Raw genomic sequence first — 14,793 nt, 5'->3', positions numbered from 1 at the left:
CCGCTCTAGGATGAATAAAAAAGAGGGCTTTACTCTACATGCTGCTATGCAAAAGAACAAGCCAAAACCTATACCTTATGGGTATATGGTAATGCGCTTTTCGAATGTTAGCTGGAGAGGTCGCTTTTCCAGCGCAAAGCGATGCCGGGACCGCTCCCGAGATGGTGGCAATCCATGCCGATGCCGGCGGCGAACAGCAGGTCCTTGCCGGCGCTGACGATCGGCAGGCGCGTGCGCTCCCACGCAGGGACGTCGCAGGCCTGGTAGTGATACTTCAGGCTGCGCGTGGGACGGTTGGCGGCCAGCTTGAGCTTTTCGCCGCCCTTGCGGAAGTCGATCTGCAGCGCTTGCGCGCGCAGCCAGGCGGAGTCGATGCCCTGCTCCGCCGCGTCGAAATACAGCGTGCCGCCGTAATCTGGAAACGCGATTTCGCTTTCACCTTGCCATTTGAACGCCTGGGCATGGCGGACGATGACGCCTTCGTCGTCCGGGTCGCGCATGCCGGCCAAGTCTTCGAGCTTTGGGGTGATGTGCAGGCGGTCACGATGGCGGCGGATGTGGCAGTCGGGGTGCGTGACGAGCAGTTGAGCATCCGGCCGCGCTTCCACCAACTGGGTCACCATCTCGGCCAGCCAGGCGGTCGACGGCATGCGCAGCGCGCGCGTGGCGAACCAGTGGCGCAGCAAGTTCTGGACGCGGTCGATGCTCATGGCGCGCAGCTTGGCGACGTCGATGGTGTCATCGATGAGGCAGCCGGCCAAGTCCTGCGCCGCCAGTTCGGTCAGCATGCGCTGCGCCGACTGGGCGTGCGCGGCGCTACGCGCGAAGCGTTCCTGGAAGCCGGGGAACGCCTGCGCCAGCGCAGGCATCACCTGCAGTCGCAGGGCGTTGCGGGCGTAGCGCGGGTCGGTGTTCGATTCGTCGTCGATATAGGCGATGTCGTACGCTTTCACGTACGCCTCGAGCGCCTCGCGCGACACCGGCAGCAACGGCCGCGCCATCACCAAATCGGGATTGCCGAGCAGTTCGGGCGCGCTGTTGGCCGCGTCCATGCCGGACAGGCCGGCCGTTCCGGAACCGCGCAGCAATTGCAGCAGCACGGTTTCGGCCTGGTCGTCGAGGTGGTGCGCGGTCAGCATGAGGCGCACGCCGTGCTGCGCGCACATGGCGCCGAGCGCGGCGTAGCGCAGCTTGCGTGCCGCGGCTTCCACGCCGGTCTTGCCTTTGGTGAGCGTGACGTGGCGTTCGTCGAAGGTTACGCCGAGCGCGGCGCAGCTGTCGCGGCAATGCGCCAGCCAGGCGTCAGCGTTGGGGCTCAGGCCGTGGTGGACGTGGAAGGCGAACAGCGCCAGGCCATGCTCGCGCGCGTAGGCGTGCGCGAGGTGCAGCAGCGCCGAAGAGTCCAGGCCGCCACTGAGGGCGATAGCTATTGCATGTCGTTCCTGCGCAGGCAGGAACCCATGCTGACTATGTTCAGACTCAGCATGGGTTCCTGCCTGCGCAGGAACGACGAGCTGGGGGGCCGCGGACTCGGCATGGGTTCCTGCCTGCGCAGGAACGACGAGCTGGGGGTCCGCGGACTTAGCATGGGTTCCTGCCTTCGCAGGAACGACGTCATGGGGGGAAGTTTGCCCGCGCAGGGCGTCGAGCGCCCGCGCGAACGTGTCCGGGAGACACCCGGCTTGCTGCCGGCTCACTCTTCTGCCGGCATGGTTTCTTTGAATTTACCGTAGCTCATCAGCTTCTGATGACGCGCTTCCAGCAAGTCCTTAGTCTTCATGCCCTGGAACTGGCGCAGCGAATCGGCCAGCGCGCGCTTGAGCATGACGCCCATCTGCTTCGGATCGCGGTGGGCGCCGCCCAGCGGTTCGTTGATGATCTTGTCGATCAGGCCCATCGCCTTCAGGCGGTGCGCGGTCAAGCCAAGTGCGTCGGCGGCGTCGGACGCGCGCTCGGCGGACTTCCACAGGATCGAGGCGCAGCCTTCCGGCGAAATCACCGAGTAGGTCGAATATTGCAGCATCAGCACCGCGTCGCCGACCGCGATCGCCAGCGCGCCGCCGGAGCCGCCTTCGCCGATGATGGTGGCGATCAGCGGCACTTTCAGTTCGGCCATCACGTACAGGTTGTGGCCGATCGCTTCGGACTGGCCGCGCTCTTCGGCGTCGATGCCAGGGAACGCCCCCGGGGTGTCAACGAAGGTGAAGATCGGCAAGCCGAATTTCTCGGCCAGCTTCATCAGGCGCATCGCCTTGCGGTAGCCTTCCGGCTTCGGCATGCCGAAGTTGCGCATCGCGCGCTCTTTGGTGTCGCGACCCTTCTGGTGGCCAATGACCATGCACGACTGGCCGTTGAAGCGGGCCAGGCCGCCGACGATCGACAGGTCGTCCGCGTACGAACGGTCGCCATGCAGTTCATGGAAATCGGTGAAGATTTCGTTGACGTAGTCCATCGTGTACGGACGCTGCGGGTGGCGCGCGATCTGCGACACTTGCCATGGCGTCAGCTTGGCGTAGATGTCCTTGGTCAGCTGCTGGCTCTTCTTGGCCAGGCGGTCGATCTCTTCGGAGATGTCGACGGCCGAATCGTCTTGCACGAAGCGCAGTTCTTCAATCTTGGAATCGAGCTCGGCAATCGGCTGCTCAAAATTGAGGAAAGTTGTTTTAATCATTGGTCCTCCGAAATTATTATGCTGGCCACGCGAGATCCTCAGCGGGGCCGATACAAGCGCTATTCTACCGGAACCGGATCGAGACTACGCCATAAATACCACGTGGCGACGGTCCGCCAGGGCTCCCAGTTGGCCGAGACCTCGCGCGCATCGCTGCGGGATACTGGTTCGCCAGAGAAATAGTTGTGGCTGATCCCGTGGATCAGGCCGGGGTCGTCAAGCGGCAGCACGTTCGGCCGCAGGAGATTGAAGATCAGGAACATCTCGGCCGTCCAGCGCGTGATGCCGCGAATCTGCACCAGTTCGGCGATGACGGCTTCGTCGGCCATCTCCGCCCATTGATTTGCATGCACCCGCTTGGCCTTGAAATGATCGGCCAGGTCGAGGATGTATTCGGTCTTGCGCTTGGACAGGCCGCAGGCGGACAACTGCTCCGCGCCGGCCTTGATCACCTGTGCCGGCGTGATCTTCGGGCAGACGATCATCAGCTTGGCCCAAGCGGCGTCGGCCGCCTTGTTGGTCACCTGCTGGCCGACCACCGAGCGCGCGAGCGTCGTGAACGGGTCCGGATGGCCGACCAGGTGCAGGTCGCCAAACTGCGGGATCAGCTTTTTCATGATGCGGTCGCGCTTCATCAGCTCGATCTTCGCCTCTTCCCAGTACGGAGGAACTTCGATCAGCAATGAGGCGGTTCCCACAGCGTCCTTGTTCAGCGCCATCATGCCCGGCGCCAATTGGTCGAGCCGTCCGGCTTGTCTTCGAGGATGATTCCGGCAGCGAGCAGTTCGGCGCGGATCTTGTCCGATTCGGCGAAGTTGCGGGCTTTTTTTGCCTCGATGCGCCGCGCAATCGCCTCTTCGATGGCCGCATCGTCCTCGCCGGCGCCGCCTTGCAGGAATTCCTGCGGGCTGCGGCCGAGCAGGCCAATCACGTCCGCCAGCGCGCGGTACTGGCGCGCCAGCTCCAGCGATTTGGTGCGATTGAGTTCGTTGGCCATCTCGAACAGCACGGCGACCGCGATCGGCGTGTTGAAGTCGTCGTTCATCGCGTCGGCGAAGCGCACCGCGTACGGTTCGGTCCAGTCCACCGCGGTCTTGCCGTTGCCGACGTCGAAGCCCTCGAGCGCCGTGTACAGCCGGGTCAGCGCGCCCTTGGCGTCATCGAGGTGGGCGTCCGAATAGTTCAGCGGGCTGCGATAGTGGGCGCGCAGGATGAAGAAGCGCACCACTTCGGCGTCGTATTTTTTAAGCACGTCGCGGATCGTGAAGAAGTTGCCCAGCGACTTGGACATCTTCTCGTTATCGACGCGCACGAAGCCGTTGTGCATCCAGTAGTTGACCATCGGCTGGCCGAACGCGCCTTCCGACTGGGCGATCTCGTTTTCGTGGTGCGGGAACTGCAGGTCGGCGCCGCCGCCGTGGATGTCGAAATGCTCGCCGAGGTTGGCGCACGACATGGCCGAGCACTCGATATGCCAGCCCGGACGGCCGCTGCCCCACTTCGAGGGCCATTTGACTTCGTCCGGCTCCGATTCCTTGGACGCCTTCCACAGCACAAAGTCGAGCGCATCGCGCTTGCCGGTGTTAACGTCCACGCGCTCGCCGGCGCGCAGGTCGTCGAGCGATTTGCCCGACAGCTTGCCGTAGCCCTCGAAATTGCGCACCGCGTAATTGACGTCGCCGTCGTCCGACTTGTAGGCCAGGCCCTTCTTTTCGAGCAGCTCGATGATGCCCAGCATCTGCGGCACGTAGGCGGTCGCGTGCGGCACCACGGTCGGTGGCAGGATGCCCAGCGCCGTGGTGTCTTCGTCCATGTATTTTTCGAAGCGCGAAGTCAGCTGCGAGATCGATTCGCCGTTTTCCACGGCGCGCTTGATGATCTTGTCGTCGATGTCGGTGATGTTGCGCACGTAGGCGACGTCGTAGCCCGATGCGGTCAGCCAGCGGAACACCACGTCGAACGCCATCATCATGCGCGCGTGGCCGATGTGGCAGTAATCGTAGATCGTCATGCCGCAAACATACATGCCGACTTTGCCGGCAACGATCGGTACGAATTCCTGCTTGTCACGCGCCAGCGTGTTGTAAATCTTGAGTTGGCTCATCGGGCTCTTGCTTCATCTTGAGCGGACGCAACGCACGGACAATACGGTTGCAGGCGCGAATGCCGCAAAGGCACGCACCGGCAAAAACCGGTATTAATTCGATATCGTCGGATCCCGCTGTATTGTTCTTCTTTGATAGAATGGACGTTCTGCGCAAAGTATAGCATTGATAAAAACTCCACCGACCGCATATGGGTCAGGTTTATTTTTCTGCAAAAGGCTTGACAGCACTTTGCGCAAACTCCCCCTACAGAAAGCTATCATGCAAGAATCCACCTCGTTCTTCAAGCCCCTGCTGGCGCGTGTCCTGACCATTTTCTTCGGCCTGTCGTTCGGTACCGCGGTGCTCGCGGCCGACATGCCGCAGGTGTCGCTGAAGACCTCGATGGGCGAAATCGTCCTCGAACTGGACCAGGAAGCGGCGCCGAAGACGGTCGCCAATTTCCTCCAGTACGTCAAGAGCGGCCATTATAAAGGCACGATTTTCCACCGCGTGATTGACGGCTTCATGATCCAGGGCGGCGGCATGGACAAGAATTTAGTCACCAAGAAGAACAATCCTCCGGTGAAGAACGAAGCGAATAACGGCCTGAAAAACGTCCCCTACTCGATCGCGATGGCGCGCACTGGCGACCCTAATTCGGCCACGTCGCAGTTTTTCATTAACGTTGCCGAGAATACTCCACTCGATTACCCGGGCCGCGACGGCTTCGGCTACACCGTGTTCGGCAAGGTGGTCTCGGGCCAGGAAGTTGTAGACAAGATCAAGGGCGTCGTGGTTGACGACGTGAAGGGCCAGCAGAACGTGCCTGTGGTGCCGATCGTGATTCAGTCGGCATCGGTCGTGAAACGGTAAAATAGCGGATGCTCACGCATTCCCGAACTAACAACATTTAAAGGGCACATCATGACCAAAGTACTGATCACCACCAACATGGGCAACATCACCGCCGAACTGGACGCCGAGAAAGCGCCGAAGACGGTTGCGAACTTCATCGATTACGCCAACAAAGGCCACTATTCCAACACGATCTTCCACCGCGTGATCGCCGACTTCATGATCCAGGGTGGCGGTTTCGAGCCAGGCATGAAGCAGAAGCCTGCACCTGCGACGGTCGAGAACGAAGCCAAGAACGGCCTGAAGAACGACAAGTACACGCTGGCAATGGCGCGCACCTCCGATCCGCACTCGGCATCGGCCCAGTTCTTCATCAACACCAAAAACAACGCCTTCCTCGACTATCCAGGCCAGGACGGCTGGGGCTACGCCGTGTTCGGCAAGGTCGTCGAAGGCATGGACGTGGTCGACAAGATCAACAAGGTCAAGACCGGCCGCAGCGGCATGTTCGCCGACGTGCCGAACGACGCCGTGATCATCGAAAAAGTCGAAGTTCTGGCGTAATTGGATGATCCGCGGGCAAGTGAATCCGGTAGCATGGCGATGAGCATGCCCGCGCGCGCGATCGCGCTATTTGTCAGCGACCTCCACCTGCAGGAATCGCACCCGCGCACCGCCGCGGCGTTTTTCCGCTTCCTGGCGGAACACGCGATGGCGGCGCGCGAACTGTATCTTCTCGGCGACCTGTTCGAATACTGGGCAGGCGACGACGACCTCGATTCCCCTTTCAATAAATCCGTCATCGACGCGATCCGCGCCGTCAGCGACGCCGGCGTGGCGGTGTACTGGATAGCGGGCAACCGCGATTTTCTCGTGGGCGAGCGCTTTGCGCAGGCGGCGGGCTTGACTTTGCTGGCCGAGCCGCACGTGGCCGTCATCGGAGGACGCCGCATCGCGCTGGTTCACGGCGACGCCGAGTGCACAGACGATGTCAGCTACATGGCGTTTCGCAAGCAGGTGCGGGATCCTGTCTGGCAGCAGCAATTCCTGGCGATGCCGCTGGCGCAGCGAAAGGCGATCATCGCCGGCCTGCGCGAAGGCAGCCGGGAAGCGCACACAGGCAAGACGCTGGCGATTATGGACGTGACGCCGGCGGCGATCGATGCGCTGCATGTTTCAACCGACGCCGACATCATCATCCATGGTCACACCCACCGCCCCGCCCTGCATGAGCACGGCGCGCGCCAACGCTTCGTGCTGCCCGACTGGGAACTCGATGCCGAGCCGCGCAGAGGCGGCTGGATCGCGGTTAACTCAAATGGCGACATAAGCCGCTACGCCTGGGACGGAACCAGCGCGGACTGATCCGCGCTGGCATTACAGGACGTACTCGATGAGCCCCTTACGGAACCCACATCTGCATCAGCGCATTTTGTGACATCGCATACAAGCGACCATTTCCGTATGTAACTCCCGATATCGGGATATTTTCCCACGGCGTTGACAGGGTTGATATCACACCTGATGGTGTGATCTTCCGAAGCACAACCTCATTCACCCTCACCCCGCGCATGGTGTACAAATTGCCGCTAGAATCCATCGTGAGAGATCCCACGGATAAGGTTCCCGTTCCCGGCGCACCGTCCGCAAATCCTGTTACCCGCGGCGTCCCTGCAAACACCGATAGCTTACCTTCTTTGCTCAGTTTATGAATAACCGAGTTGGACAGATCGCCAATAAACAAATTGCCACTTGGATCGTAGACCAGTCCGAGAATGATACCGAATGACGACGAATCGCTTTTGCCAAGCGACGCAACGATCCTGGGTTGATCGATGGTGTCCAAGACCGTACCGTCCGGCGAATACACTCTGACCGTACCCATACTAGCGACCGCGAGATTTCCCGAGGGACTGACCGCTACAGCCGTGGCGTTAGCCAATTCCGGCCGCTGGAATACCGTAGATACCGTGCTGGACCCGATTTTCCGTAGCCCCACAGCAACCGCGCTCGAAAAGTACAGGTTGCCGGCGTTGTCAGCGGCCATCGGACCATTCAAACCGAGCGTTGCGATGTCCTTACTTCCATCAACGGCGCTGGTCAAACCAAAAGTCCCCGCATACCGGCTTACCGTTCCGTCTGGCGTGATCATTCGGACCGTGTAAAAGTCACGGACAAAAATATTGCCTTTTGCATCGATTGTGGGCGCTAAACTGAGAGCGGAAGAGGTGAATCGTGCCGAACCGCCAACACCGTCCCGGTACTGTTTGGTCAAAGGGGTACCGGGATGGGTCGTTACGACACCCTGAGCGGTGATGTAACGCAAGGTAGCCCAACCCTCGTCAAGCGCAATGATCTTGCCCGAAGGGTCCGCCGCGATGGCGCCGAAACCGAGAAAGCGGGCTGCCGCCCCGGTACCGTCTATTGCATCAGGTGGAGGCGGATTAATGGTAGAGGGAGGGGGATAGGCACCCGCGAGCGTGGACACGGTGCCGTCAGGGCTGATTTTGCGCATCGTGGCCCAGTCGGAAACATAAAGGTTGCCCCCGTTGTCGCTTGTCAGCGCTTGGGGAGAGCGGAAGCCTGCAGCGGCGCCCACGCCGTCGACCGCTGAGGTTGTGGCCACCGCGCCGCCGGCGAATGGGACCGCAAGGCCGTTAGCGATTTTCCATACCCTGGACCCACTACTGCCTAGCGCGTAGATGGTGCCGTTTTTGTCAACAGTCAGTTTCGAAACGTAATCCAAACGCTCAGCACTCCCAGCCAGCGCCGGCGAGGTCCATCGTATTGTGGAAACCACCCCGGCCGGTGTCACGCGGCGGATGGCATACTGTCCGTCGGACACGAGGTAGTCGCCGTTGATGTCGAGCGCTATAGCTCGTATATTGGTGAAACCGGCCGCACTCCCCACGCCATCTTTTACTGTGGAAAAGGAAGTACAGGTTGCAGAACCACGCCCTGCCACCGTCGTCACAATTCCCGCCTTTGTCACTTTACGGATCGACTGACTGCATGAGTCGGTTACGATCAGGTTTGCGTCGCGATCTACGATCATCGCAGTGCCATTATCGAAATTGAACCGCGCATCGCCAGCAGTGCCATCGACATTACCCGCGCCACCATTCTTCGCGCCCGCGAAGATGCTGACGACGCCGGCCGGGGTAATTTTCTGAATCAGGTGATAATAAGAATCCGCCACATACGCGTTCCCCTCCGCGTCTATGGCGAGCCCTGTCGGTTGGTGCAAGACGACTTCCATTCCGGCAAGCGCAACGGGAATACATTGCACGCTGATTGAAGTAACATCGGCACTGGCAACAATCGCAGCGGCGTTGCTCAAGCGGCAATCGTGTCCGCGGGGCGAATTGGTCAGTGATACCTTGTAGCTGGCGCCGGAGCCCAACCTATTTGGAAAGGTGAAGCCGCCGTTGGCACCAACCACGACAGTGTCGCTCCCATTCGCAATCGTCAGCTTGCCTCCTTCACTAAGACCACTCACGGTCCCGCCCAGCAAATAAGTTGGGGCCGGTGGCGGTGGACTGGAGCTCGAGCCGCCGCCCCCGCCGCACCCCACTATAACGGCCGTCGTCATCGCACACAGGCCCGCAACCAGCATTGCCGCGTTTCTTGGATTTTTGTTCATTTAAGTCCGTCCGGTTAAGTGGAAGCGGCGTGGCCGCCTCGAAAGGGTTGAAAACCACTTCATTCGCCAGGCAAGGACTTATTAAATCAATTTCCCGGAGGCTACTTATGACGCCGGGCAAGGTATTTTCATTTGGAACTATTCATCGCGCGATGACGAGGCGCGCCACGATGAATCGGGGGTTAGTCTGATCCATTTCGCGACGAAGCTAAGATGGGGTCAGGTCCGCAGGACCAGACCCCGGATAGGTGATCGTCGTGCCATCGACGACGGCGAACGGCGTCAGGCGGTGCGCCTTGCGCGCGCCCGGGCCGATGATGTCTTCCACTTGCACGCCCCTCACCAGCAGCGCATCCCCGATCATCGAGCGGTGGCAGCGCCACGGCACCGCTTCGGCGCACATCAGCACGCATCGCTGGAACCGTGCCAGCTCCGCTACCCGCTCCACATTCTCTGCAAACTCCGGCGTCTGCATGTAATCGGCGTAGCCTCGGAACGACGCGTTCCGCCAGCCCGTATTGGGCGAATCGGCGCGCGCATGGCGCAATCCGCCGAGGCCGGGCAGATGCGTGTAGGCGATCCCCACCGCGTTCAGGGAGTCCGGCAGCGCGTCCTGTGCGAACTGCGGATTGTGGCGCGAACGCGGCACCGTTCGCACATCGAGCACATGCTCGATCTGATTGCGCTTGAGCAGATCGACGAAGTCGTCCAGCGCGCGGTTCGAGTGGCCGATCGTGCAGACCAGCGGAATATTCGGTGTTTTCATATGTATCAAGAAGTTGTTGACACGTCAAAAGTCACTGTTATACTTCACTACAACACCACTTCATCACACCACCAACAGGCCCAGGAGAGTCAAACATGACGATAGGCTGGAACGACAATACGCCGATTTATCGGCAACTCAAGGATCGGGTCATCGGTATGATGCTCGATGGCGCACTGAAGGCGGGCGACGCCCTGCCCTCGGTGCGCCAGATCGCAGCGGAATACCAGCTCAACCCGATCACCGTATCCAAGGCATACCAGGAACTGGTCGACGACAATCTCGTAGAAAAAAGAAGGGGGATCGGCATGTATGTTACCGAAGGCGCCAGCGAGAAACTGCTGGCAAGCGAACGCGAGCGCTTCGTGCGCGAAGAGTGGCCGGCAATGGTCGAGCGGATCCGGCTGCTGGGCCTGGACCTCGAACAACTGCTTCGCACGGCCACGCCGGGAGGTTCAGCATGAGCGCCGCTATCTCCGCACGCGGCCTGACCAAGCGCTACGGCAAGCAGGCCGCCGTCGACGGCATCGACTTCGACATCCCGGCCGGCCGCATCGTCGGCCTGATCGGCCCTAACGGCTCGGGCAAGACCACCACCCTGAAAGCGGCGCTGGGCCTGGTGCCGTTCGACGGCGAACTGCGCGTGCTGGGCCTGGACCCGCGCACCCAGCGCGACGAGCTGATGAAGAACGTCTGCTTCATCGCCGACGTCGCCATCCTGCCGCGCTGGCTGAAGGTCAGCGAAGCGATCGACTTCGTCGCCGGCGTGCATCCGAAGTTCGACCGCGAGAAGGCCGAGCGCTACCTCGCCGCGACCAAGCTCAAGCCGTCGATGAAGGTCAAATCCATGTCGAAAGGCATGATCGTGCAGCTGCACCTGGCGCTGGTGATGGCGATCGACGCCAAGTTGCTGGTACTCGACGAGCCGACCCTGGGCCTGGACATCATCTACCGCAAGCAGTTCTATCACAACCTGCTGGAAGACTACTTCGACGAAGGCAAGACCATCGTCATCACCACCCACCAGGTGGAAGAAGTCGAACACATCCTGACCGACCTGATGTTCATCCGCGACGGCAAGATCATCCTCGCCGCCTCGATGGACGAAGTGGGCGAGCGCTACACGGAAGTGATGGTGCCGCAGGACAAAGTGAACGCCGCCAACGCGCTGCAGCCGATCGACCGCCGCACCGTGTTCGGCAAGTCGGTGATGCTGTTCGACGGCGTGCCGCGCACCCAACTGTCCACTCTCGGCGAAACCCGCAACATCAGCGTTGCCGACCTGTTTGTCGCAACCATGAAAGGAAGCTACGCATGAACACGATGAAATGGCTGCTCCGCCGCGAGTACTGGGAGCACAAGGGCGGATTTTTCTGGGCGCCGGCGATCATCGCGGTGGTGATGCTGGCCGTCCTGGGCGGCACCATCGCCTACGGCTCGCTGACCCATGGACTCGGCACCAGCACCGTGATCGTCAACGGCCACGTGGTCAGCCAGGCGCACGTGATCAGCGCGCTGCCGCTGCATGTGCGCGAGCAGATCGCCAATAGCGTCGCCAACAGCTACCTGGCGGCGGCCGCGCCACTGTTCGCCGTGCTGCCGTTTGTCGCATTCTTCTACTGCCTGGCCGCCCTGTATGACGACCGGCGCGACCGCAGCATCCTGTTCTGGAAATCGCTGCCGGTGTCGGACCAGGAGACGGTCCTGTCGAAAGTGCTCACCGCGCTGTGCGTGGCCCCGCTGATCACGATCGCCATCGGCACCGCCACCGCACTGATCTCGGTGTTGATCGGCCTGATGGTGGCCGATGCGAACGGATTGCGCCTGTTCGGGTTAGTGCTGTCGAACCCCGAGTTCTGGCTGGCGCCGTTCCGCCTGGTCGCACTGCTGCCGGTCTACGTGCTGTGGGCCATCCCGACCGTCGGCTGGCTGCTGATGGTATCGGCGTGGGCGCGCTCGAAGGTGTTCCTGTGGGCGGTCGGCATTCCGCTGCTGGGGCTGATGCTGGCGCGCTGGATCAACTTCATGACCTCGAGCTACCTGGACACCCAGATCGATGTCCACTGGATCGCCATCAACATCGTCATGCGCGCCCTGGCTGGCGTAGTTCCGGGCCTGTGGCTGCCATTCGGACAAGTCGATCCCCATGCGCTGCTCAATAGCAGCGAACGTGGCGTCGATGCGGCCGGCGTGTTCACCCAGTCGTGGATGACGCTGACGCAGCCGCAGGTGTGGATCGGCGTGGTGGTCGGTGCTGCGATGATCTTTGCCGCGATGCGCCTGCGCCGCTGGCGCGACGAGGGCTAAAAAACGGAAGTGTTGCAGCATCGGGGCCTGGTCCTGCGGACCTGGCCCCATTTTTTCGTTTACTCAAACTGTTTTTTGAACGCGTCGAACTGCGCCTTCAGGTCGTCGACCTCGCTGCGCAGCGAGGCGACTTCCTGCTCCAGCTGCGCCACCCTGCTGCCCTGCGCCGGCGCCGACACCGATCCGAACGCCGACTCCTGCTGCGCCAGCGCCGCATCCCCCGACAGCAGGTGGCCGTAGCGCGGCTCCTTGGTGCCGGGCGCCAGCGGCAGGCGCGCCACCAGCGGCGGATATTTGTCGATCAAGAACTGCAGGCAGCTCTCCACATCGGCCACCGATTTGAATTCGTGCAGGCGTCCGCTGCGCGTGCGGATCTCGCCCGCGGTCTGCAGGCCGCGCAGCATCAGGATGGTCAGCACCGCCAGCTTGTCCTGCTCGAGCGTCCACTTGATGCGCATGCGGTGCTCGTACTTGGTCACGCGCGCGCCCGCCTGCGTGATGCCGTTGACGAACTTGCGCTGCATGAGCCGCTGCAGCACATCGGCCACGGTTTCTTCCGACAGCTGCATCACCGGATCGCGGCTCGACAGCTGGTTGCAGCCGTTGGTCAGCGTGTTCAGCGACAGCGGATAATTATCGGGCGTGAGCGCCTCTTTTTCGGCCAGCACGGCCAGCACGCGGACCTCGAACGGGTCGAGCAGGGCCGCGCCGTCGGCGGCGTTTTCAGTGGTCATGCGGGAATCCTCAGTCAACCAGCTTGTTCAGCTGCAGGGTGTCGAGTTTATCACCCTCGGGCATGCTCGGGCAGCATAGTCCAGCCGCCTTCATGGTCGCCATCATGCGTTCGATCTGCTCGTCCTGGCGGGCGGCGTGGTTGATCAGGCCGTGCAGCGCCTTCGACAGCGGATCGTCGCCGTTGGGCGTGACGCCATACGCGGCGAACAGCTGCGCGCTGCGGCTGTCGACATCCTTCTTGACGATGTGGGCCGGGTTGCCGACCGCGGTGGCGCCGGCCGGGACAGGCTTGACCACCACCGCGTTCGAGCCGACCTTGGCGTACTCGCCAACCGTGAACGAGCCGAGCACCTGTGCGCCGGCGCCGACGATCACGCCGCGCTCGAGCGTCGGATGGCGCTTGGTGCCGGAGGTGAGCGAGGTGCCGCCGAGGGTTACGCCCTGGTAGATGGTGCAGTCGTCGCCGACGATGGCGGTCTCGCCGATCACCACGCCGAAGCCGTGGTCGATGAAGACGCGGCGGCCGATGGTGGCGCCGGGATGGATCTCGATGCCGGTGATGACGCGCGCTACGTACGAGATGAAGCGGCCGAGCCACTTGAGCTGATTGATCCAGCAGGCGTGGGCCCAGCGGTGCATGACGATCGCCTGGAAACCGGGATAGCAAGTGAACACCTCGAAGCCGTTGCGGGCCGCGGGGTCGCGTTCGATGATGCTCTTGATATCGTCAGTAAGATTGGGAAACATTCGAGAGGGGACAGACAGTTGCAATGCGCCATGTTAGCGCATTCGCCAACGGGCTGCTTACGGGGGGTCAATTCGGGGGATATGCCTAATTATGCGAGATCTTGCATAATTTCTGAATAAACGATTGTCGTTCCAGCGAAGGCTGGAACCCATACAGAGTCAGCAGCTACGCGGCCAATGGAGTGCTGCGAGCTCAGCATGGGTTCCAGCCTTCGCTGGAACGACACGCCTTGTCACTAGCCTTCGCGCGCCAGACGCTGGCGGCGTGCTTCGTACAGGCACACGCCCGACGCCACCGACACGTTCAGGCTCTCGACCGAGCCGAACATCGGAATATTCACCAGAACGTCGCAGGTCTCGCGCGTCAGGCGGCGCATGCCCTCGCCTTCCGATCCCATCACCAGCGCCGCCGGGCCGGTGAAGTCGGCCTGGTACAAGCCAATCTCCGCGTCGTCCGACGTACCGATCAACATGATGTCGCGCTCTTTCAGCTCGCGCATCGTGCGCGCCAGGTTGGTCACCGTGATATACGGCACCGTCTCGGCGGCGCCGCTCGCCACCTTCGCGGCGGTCGCGTTCAGCCCCACCGCGCGGTCCTTCGGCACGATCACCGCGTGCGCGCCGACACCGTCGGCCACGCGCAGACAGGCGCCCAGGTTGTGCGGATCGGTGATGCCGTCCAGGATCAGCAGCAGCGGCGGACCTTCGATCGCATCGAGCAGTTCGTCCAGATTGCGCGCCAGCGCCAGCTGGCTGGCGAACGCGATCACGCCCTGGTGGCGGCGGGTGCCGACGATCTTGTCGAGGCGCGCCGAATCGACCGGCATCACGCGCACGCCGGCCGCCTTGGCGCCGGCGATCAGGTCCTTCATGCGGCGGTCGTCGCGGCCGGCATCGACAAAAATCTCTTCCACCGACGACGCCTCGTGACGCAAGCGCGAGGTCACCGCGTGGAACCCGAAAATCATTTTATTCTTCATTG

Annotated in this window: 15 protein-coding genes; 6 read left to right on the top strand and 9 right to left on the bottom strand. The window is 61.8% G+C overall.

Annotation, left to right across the window (positions count from 1 at the left end; genetic code table 11):
• Nucleotides 1-107: 107 nt before the first annotated feature.
• The 4 genes from tilS to cysS form a co-directional block, all read right to left on the bottom strand.
• Nucleotides 108-1,454 (bottom strand): tRNA lysidine(34) synthetase TilS, encoded by a 1,347-nt coding sequence (tilS, locus tag Q4S45_RS06225; protein WP_374046099.1) that lies wholly within the window; start codon nucleotides 1,452-1,454, stop codon nucleotides 108-110.
• Nucleotides 1,455-1,693: 239 nt separating this feature from the next.
• The gene (locus Q4S45_RS06220) at nucleotides 1,694-2,671 is read right to left on the bottom strand and encodes an acetyl-CoA carboxylase carboxyltransferase subunit alpha (RefSeq protein ID WP_305510154.1); all 978 of its coding nucleotides are present in this window, start codon (nucleotides 2,669-2,671) and stop codon (nucleotides 1,694-1,696) included.
• A 59-nt stretch (nucleotides 2,672-2,730) separates the two neighbouring features.
• The gene (locus Q4S45_RS06215; protein WP_305512060.1) at nucleotides 2,731-3,390 is read right to left on the bottom strand and encodes a DNA-3-methyladenine glycosylase; all 660 of its coding nucleotides are present in this window, start codon (nucleotides 3,388-3,390) and stop codon (nucleotides 2,731-2,733) included.
• The gene (cysS, locus tag Q4S45_RS06210) at nucleotides 3,390-4,775 is read right to left on the bottom strand and encodes a cysteine--tRNA ligase (RefSeq protein WP_305510152.1); all 1,386 of its coding nucleotides are present in this window, start codon (nucleotides 4,773-4,775) and stop codon (nucleotides 3,390-3,392) included. The genes Q4S45_RS06215 and cysS overlap by 1 nt, the downstream gene beginning before the upstream one ends.
• A gap of 262 nt (nucleotides 4,776-5,037) precedes the next feature.
• Between cysS and Q4S45_RS06205 the strand changes: the two genes are divergently transcribed.
• The 3 genes from Q4S45_RS06205 to Q4S45_RS06195 are packed head-to-tail and all read left to right on the top strand — an operon-like array spanning nucleotide 5,038 to nucleotide 6,978.
• Nucleotides 5,038-5,631 carry a peptidylprolyl isomerase gene (locus Q4S45_RS06205; protein ID WP_305510150.1) on the top strand — a complete coding sequence of 198 codons (594 nt, stop codon included), beginning with the start codon at nucleotides 5,038-5,040 and terminating at the stop codon, nucleotides 5,629-5,631.
• 51 nt (nucleotides 5,632-5,682) lie between these two features.
• Complete coding sequence (locus tag Q4S45_RS06200; protein ID WP_305510148.1) at nucleotides 5,683-6,177, top strand: peptidylprolyl isomerase; 495 nt, start codon at nucleotides 5,683-5,685, stop codon at nucleotides 6,175-6,177.
• Between the two features lie 39 nt (nucleotides 6,178-6,216).
• Entirely contained in the window at nucleotides 6,217-6,978 is a 762-nt protein-coding gene (locus Q4S45_RS06195; RefSeq protein WP_305512059.1) for a UDP-2,3-diacylglucosamine diphosphatase, read from the top strand.
• A 37-nt stretch (nucleotides 6,979-7,015) separates the two neighbouring features.
• Here the strand turns inward: Q4S45_RS06195 and Q4S45_RS06190 are convergent, their stop codons facing one another.
• On the bottom strand, nucleotides 7,016-9,256 hold the full coding sequence (locus tag Q4S45_RS06190; RefSeq protein WP_305510147.1) for a hypothetical protein: 2,241 nt from the start codon (nucleotides 9,254-9,256) through the stop codon (nucleotides 7,016-7,018).
• 208 nt (nucleotides 9,257-9,464) lie between these two features.
• Nucleotides 9,465-10,022, bottom strand: coding sequence for a DUF488 family protein (locus tag Q4S45_RS06185; protein ID WP_305510145.1), 558 nt, complete (start codon nucleotides 10,020-10,022; stop codon nucleotides 9,465-9,467).
• A 95-nt stretch (nucleotides 10,023-10,117) separates the two neighbouring features.
• Between Q4S45_RS06185 and Q4S45_RS06180 the strand changes: the two genes are divergently transcribed.
• From Q4S45_RS06180 to Q4S45_RS06170, 3 genes are read left to right on the top strand one after another with little or no spacing between them, the layout of a single operon-like run.
• Complete coding sequence (locus Q4S45_RS06180) at nucleotides 10,118-10,486, top strand: GntR family transcriptional regulator (RefSeq protein WP_305510143.1); 369 nt, start codon at nucleotides 10,118-10,120, stop codon at nucleotides 10,484-10,486.
• On the top strand, nucleotides 10,483-11,340 hold the full coding sequence (locus Q4S45_RS06175) for an ABC transporter ATP-binding protein (protein WP_305510141.1): 858 nt from the start codon (nucleotides 10,483-10,485) through the stop codon (nucleotides 11,338-11,340). The genes Q4S45_RS06180 and Q4S45_RS06175 overlap by 4 nt, the downstream gene beginning before the upstream one ends.
• Nucleotides 11,337-12,329: an ABC-2 transporter permease gene (locus Q4S45_RS06170; RefSeq protein ID WP_305510139.1), complete on the top strand. Its 993-nt coding sequence runs from the start codon at nucleotides 11,337-11,339 to the stop codon at nucleotides 12,327-12,329. The genes Q4S45_RS06175 and Q4S45_RS06170 overlap by 4 nt, the downstream gene beginning before the upstream one ends.
• A gap of 59 nt (nucleotides 12,330-12,388) precedes the next feature.
• On the opposite strand, the gene Q4S45_RS06165 is transcribed toward Q4S45_RS06170, so the two are convergent.
• From Q4S45_RS06165 to rlmB, 3 genes are all read right to left on the bottom strand, one after another.
• Complete coding sequence (locus tag Q4S45_RS06165) at nucleotides 12,389-13,063, bottom strand: YceH family protein (RefSeq protein WP_305510138.1); 675 nt, start codon at nucleotides 13,061-13,063, stop codon at nucleotides 12,389-12,391.
• A 10-nt stretch (nucleotides 13,064-13,073) separates the two neighbouring features.
• Nucleotides 13,074-13,811, bottom strand: coding sequence for a serine O-acetyltransferase (gene cysE / locus Q4S45_RS06160; RefSeq protein ID WP_305510136.1), 738 nt, complete (start codon nucleotides 13,809-13,811; stop codon nucleotides 13,074-13,076).
• Between the two features lie 236 nt (nucleotides 13,812-14,047).
• Nucleotides 14,048-14,791: a 23S rRNA (guanosine(2251)-2'-O)-methyltransferase RlmB gene (gene rlmB, locus Q4S45_RS06155; protein ID WP_305510134.1), complete on the bottom strand. Its 744-nt coding sequence runs from the start codon at nucleotides 14,789-14,791 to the stop codon at nucleotides 14,048-14,050.
• Between the last annotated feature and the right edge of the window lie 2 nt (nucleotides 14,792-14,793).

Source organism: Massilia sp. R2A-15, assembly GCF_030704305.1.
Lineage (GTDB): Bacteria > Pseudomonadota > Gammaproteobacteria > Burkholderiales > Burkholderiaceae_D > JAFCUW01.
This window is presented reverse-complemented; position numbering and strand designations above follow the sequence as displayed.

Bases quoted from the DNA above. Each gene is read 5' to 3' on its own strand.
- Q4S45_RS06220 (WP_305510154.1), bottom strand. From the start codon at position 2,671: ATGATTAAAACAACTTTCCTCAATTTTGAGCAGCCGATTGCCGAGCTC.
- Q4S45_RS06215 (WP_305512060.1), bottom strand. From the start codon at position 3,390: ATGGCGCTGAACAAGGACGCTGTGGGAACCGCCTCATTGCTGATCGAA.
- cysS (WP_305510152.1), bottom strand. From the start codon at position 4,775: ATGAGCCAACTCAAGATTTACAACACGCTGGCGCGTGACAAGCAGGAA.
- Q4S45_RS06205 (WP_305510150.1), top strand. From the start codon at position 5,038: ATGCAAGAATCCACCTCGTTCTTCAAGCCCCTGCTGGCGCGTGTCCTG.
- Q4S45_RS06200 (WP_305510148.1), top strand. From the start codon at position 5,683: ATGACCAAAGTACTGATCACCACCAACATGGGCAACATCACCGCCGAA.
- Q4S45_RS06195 (WP_305512059.1), top strand. From the start codon at position 6,217: ATGAGCATGCCCGCGCGCGCGATCGCGCTATTTGTCAGCGACCTCCAC.
- Q4S45_RS06190 (WP_305510147.1), bottom strand. From the start codon at position 9,256: ATGAACAAAAATCCAAGAAACGCGGCAATGCTGGTTGCGGGCCTGTGT.
- Q4S45_RS06185 (WP_305510145.1), bottom strand. From the start codon at position 10,022: ATGAAAACACCGAATATTCCGCTGGTCTGCACGATCGGCCACTCGAAC.
- Q4S45_RS06180 (WP_305510143.1), top strand. From the start codon at position 10,118: ATGACGATAGGCTGGAACGACAATACGCCGATTTATCGGCAACTCAAG.
- Q4S45_RS06175 (WP_305510141.1), top strand. From the start codon at position 10,483: ATGAGCGCCGCTATCTCCGCACGCGGCCTGACCAAGCGCTACGGCAAG.
- Q4S45_RS06170 (WP_305510139.1), top strand. From the start codon at position 11,337: ATGAACACGATGAAATGGCTGCTCCGCCGCGAGTACTGGGAGCACAAG.
- Q4S45_RS06165 (WP_305510138.1), bottom strand. From the start codon at position 13,063: ATGACCACTGAAAACGCCGCCGACGGCGCGGCCCTGCTCGACCCGTTC.
- cysE (WP_305510136.1), bottom strand. From the start codon at position 13,811: ATGTTTCCCAATCTTACTGACGATATCAAGAGCATCATCGAACGCGAC.
- rlmB (WP_305510134.1), bottom strand. From the start codon at position 14,791: ATGAAGAATAAAATGATTTTCGGGTTCCACGCGGTGACCTCGCGCTTG.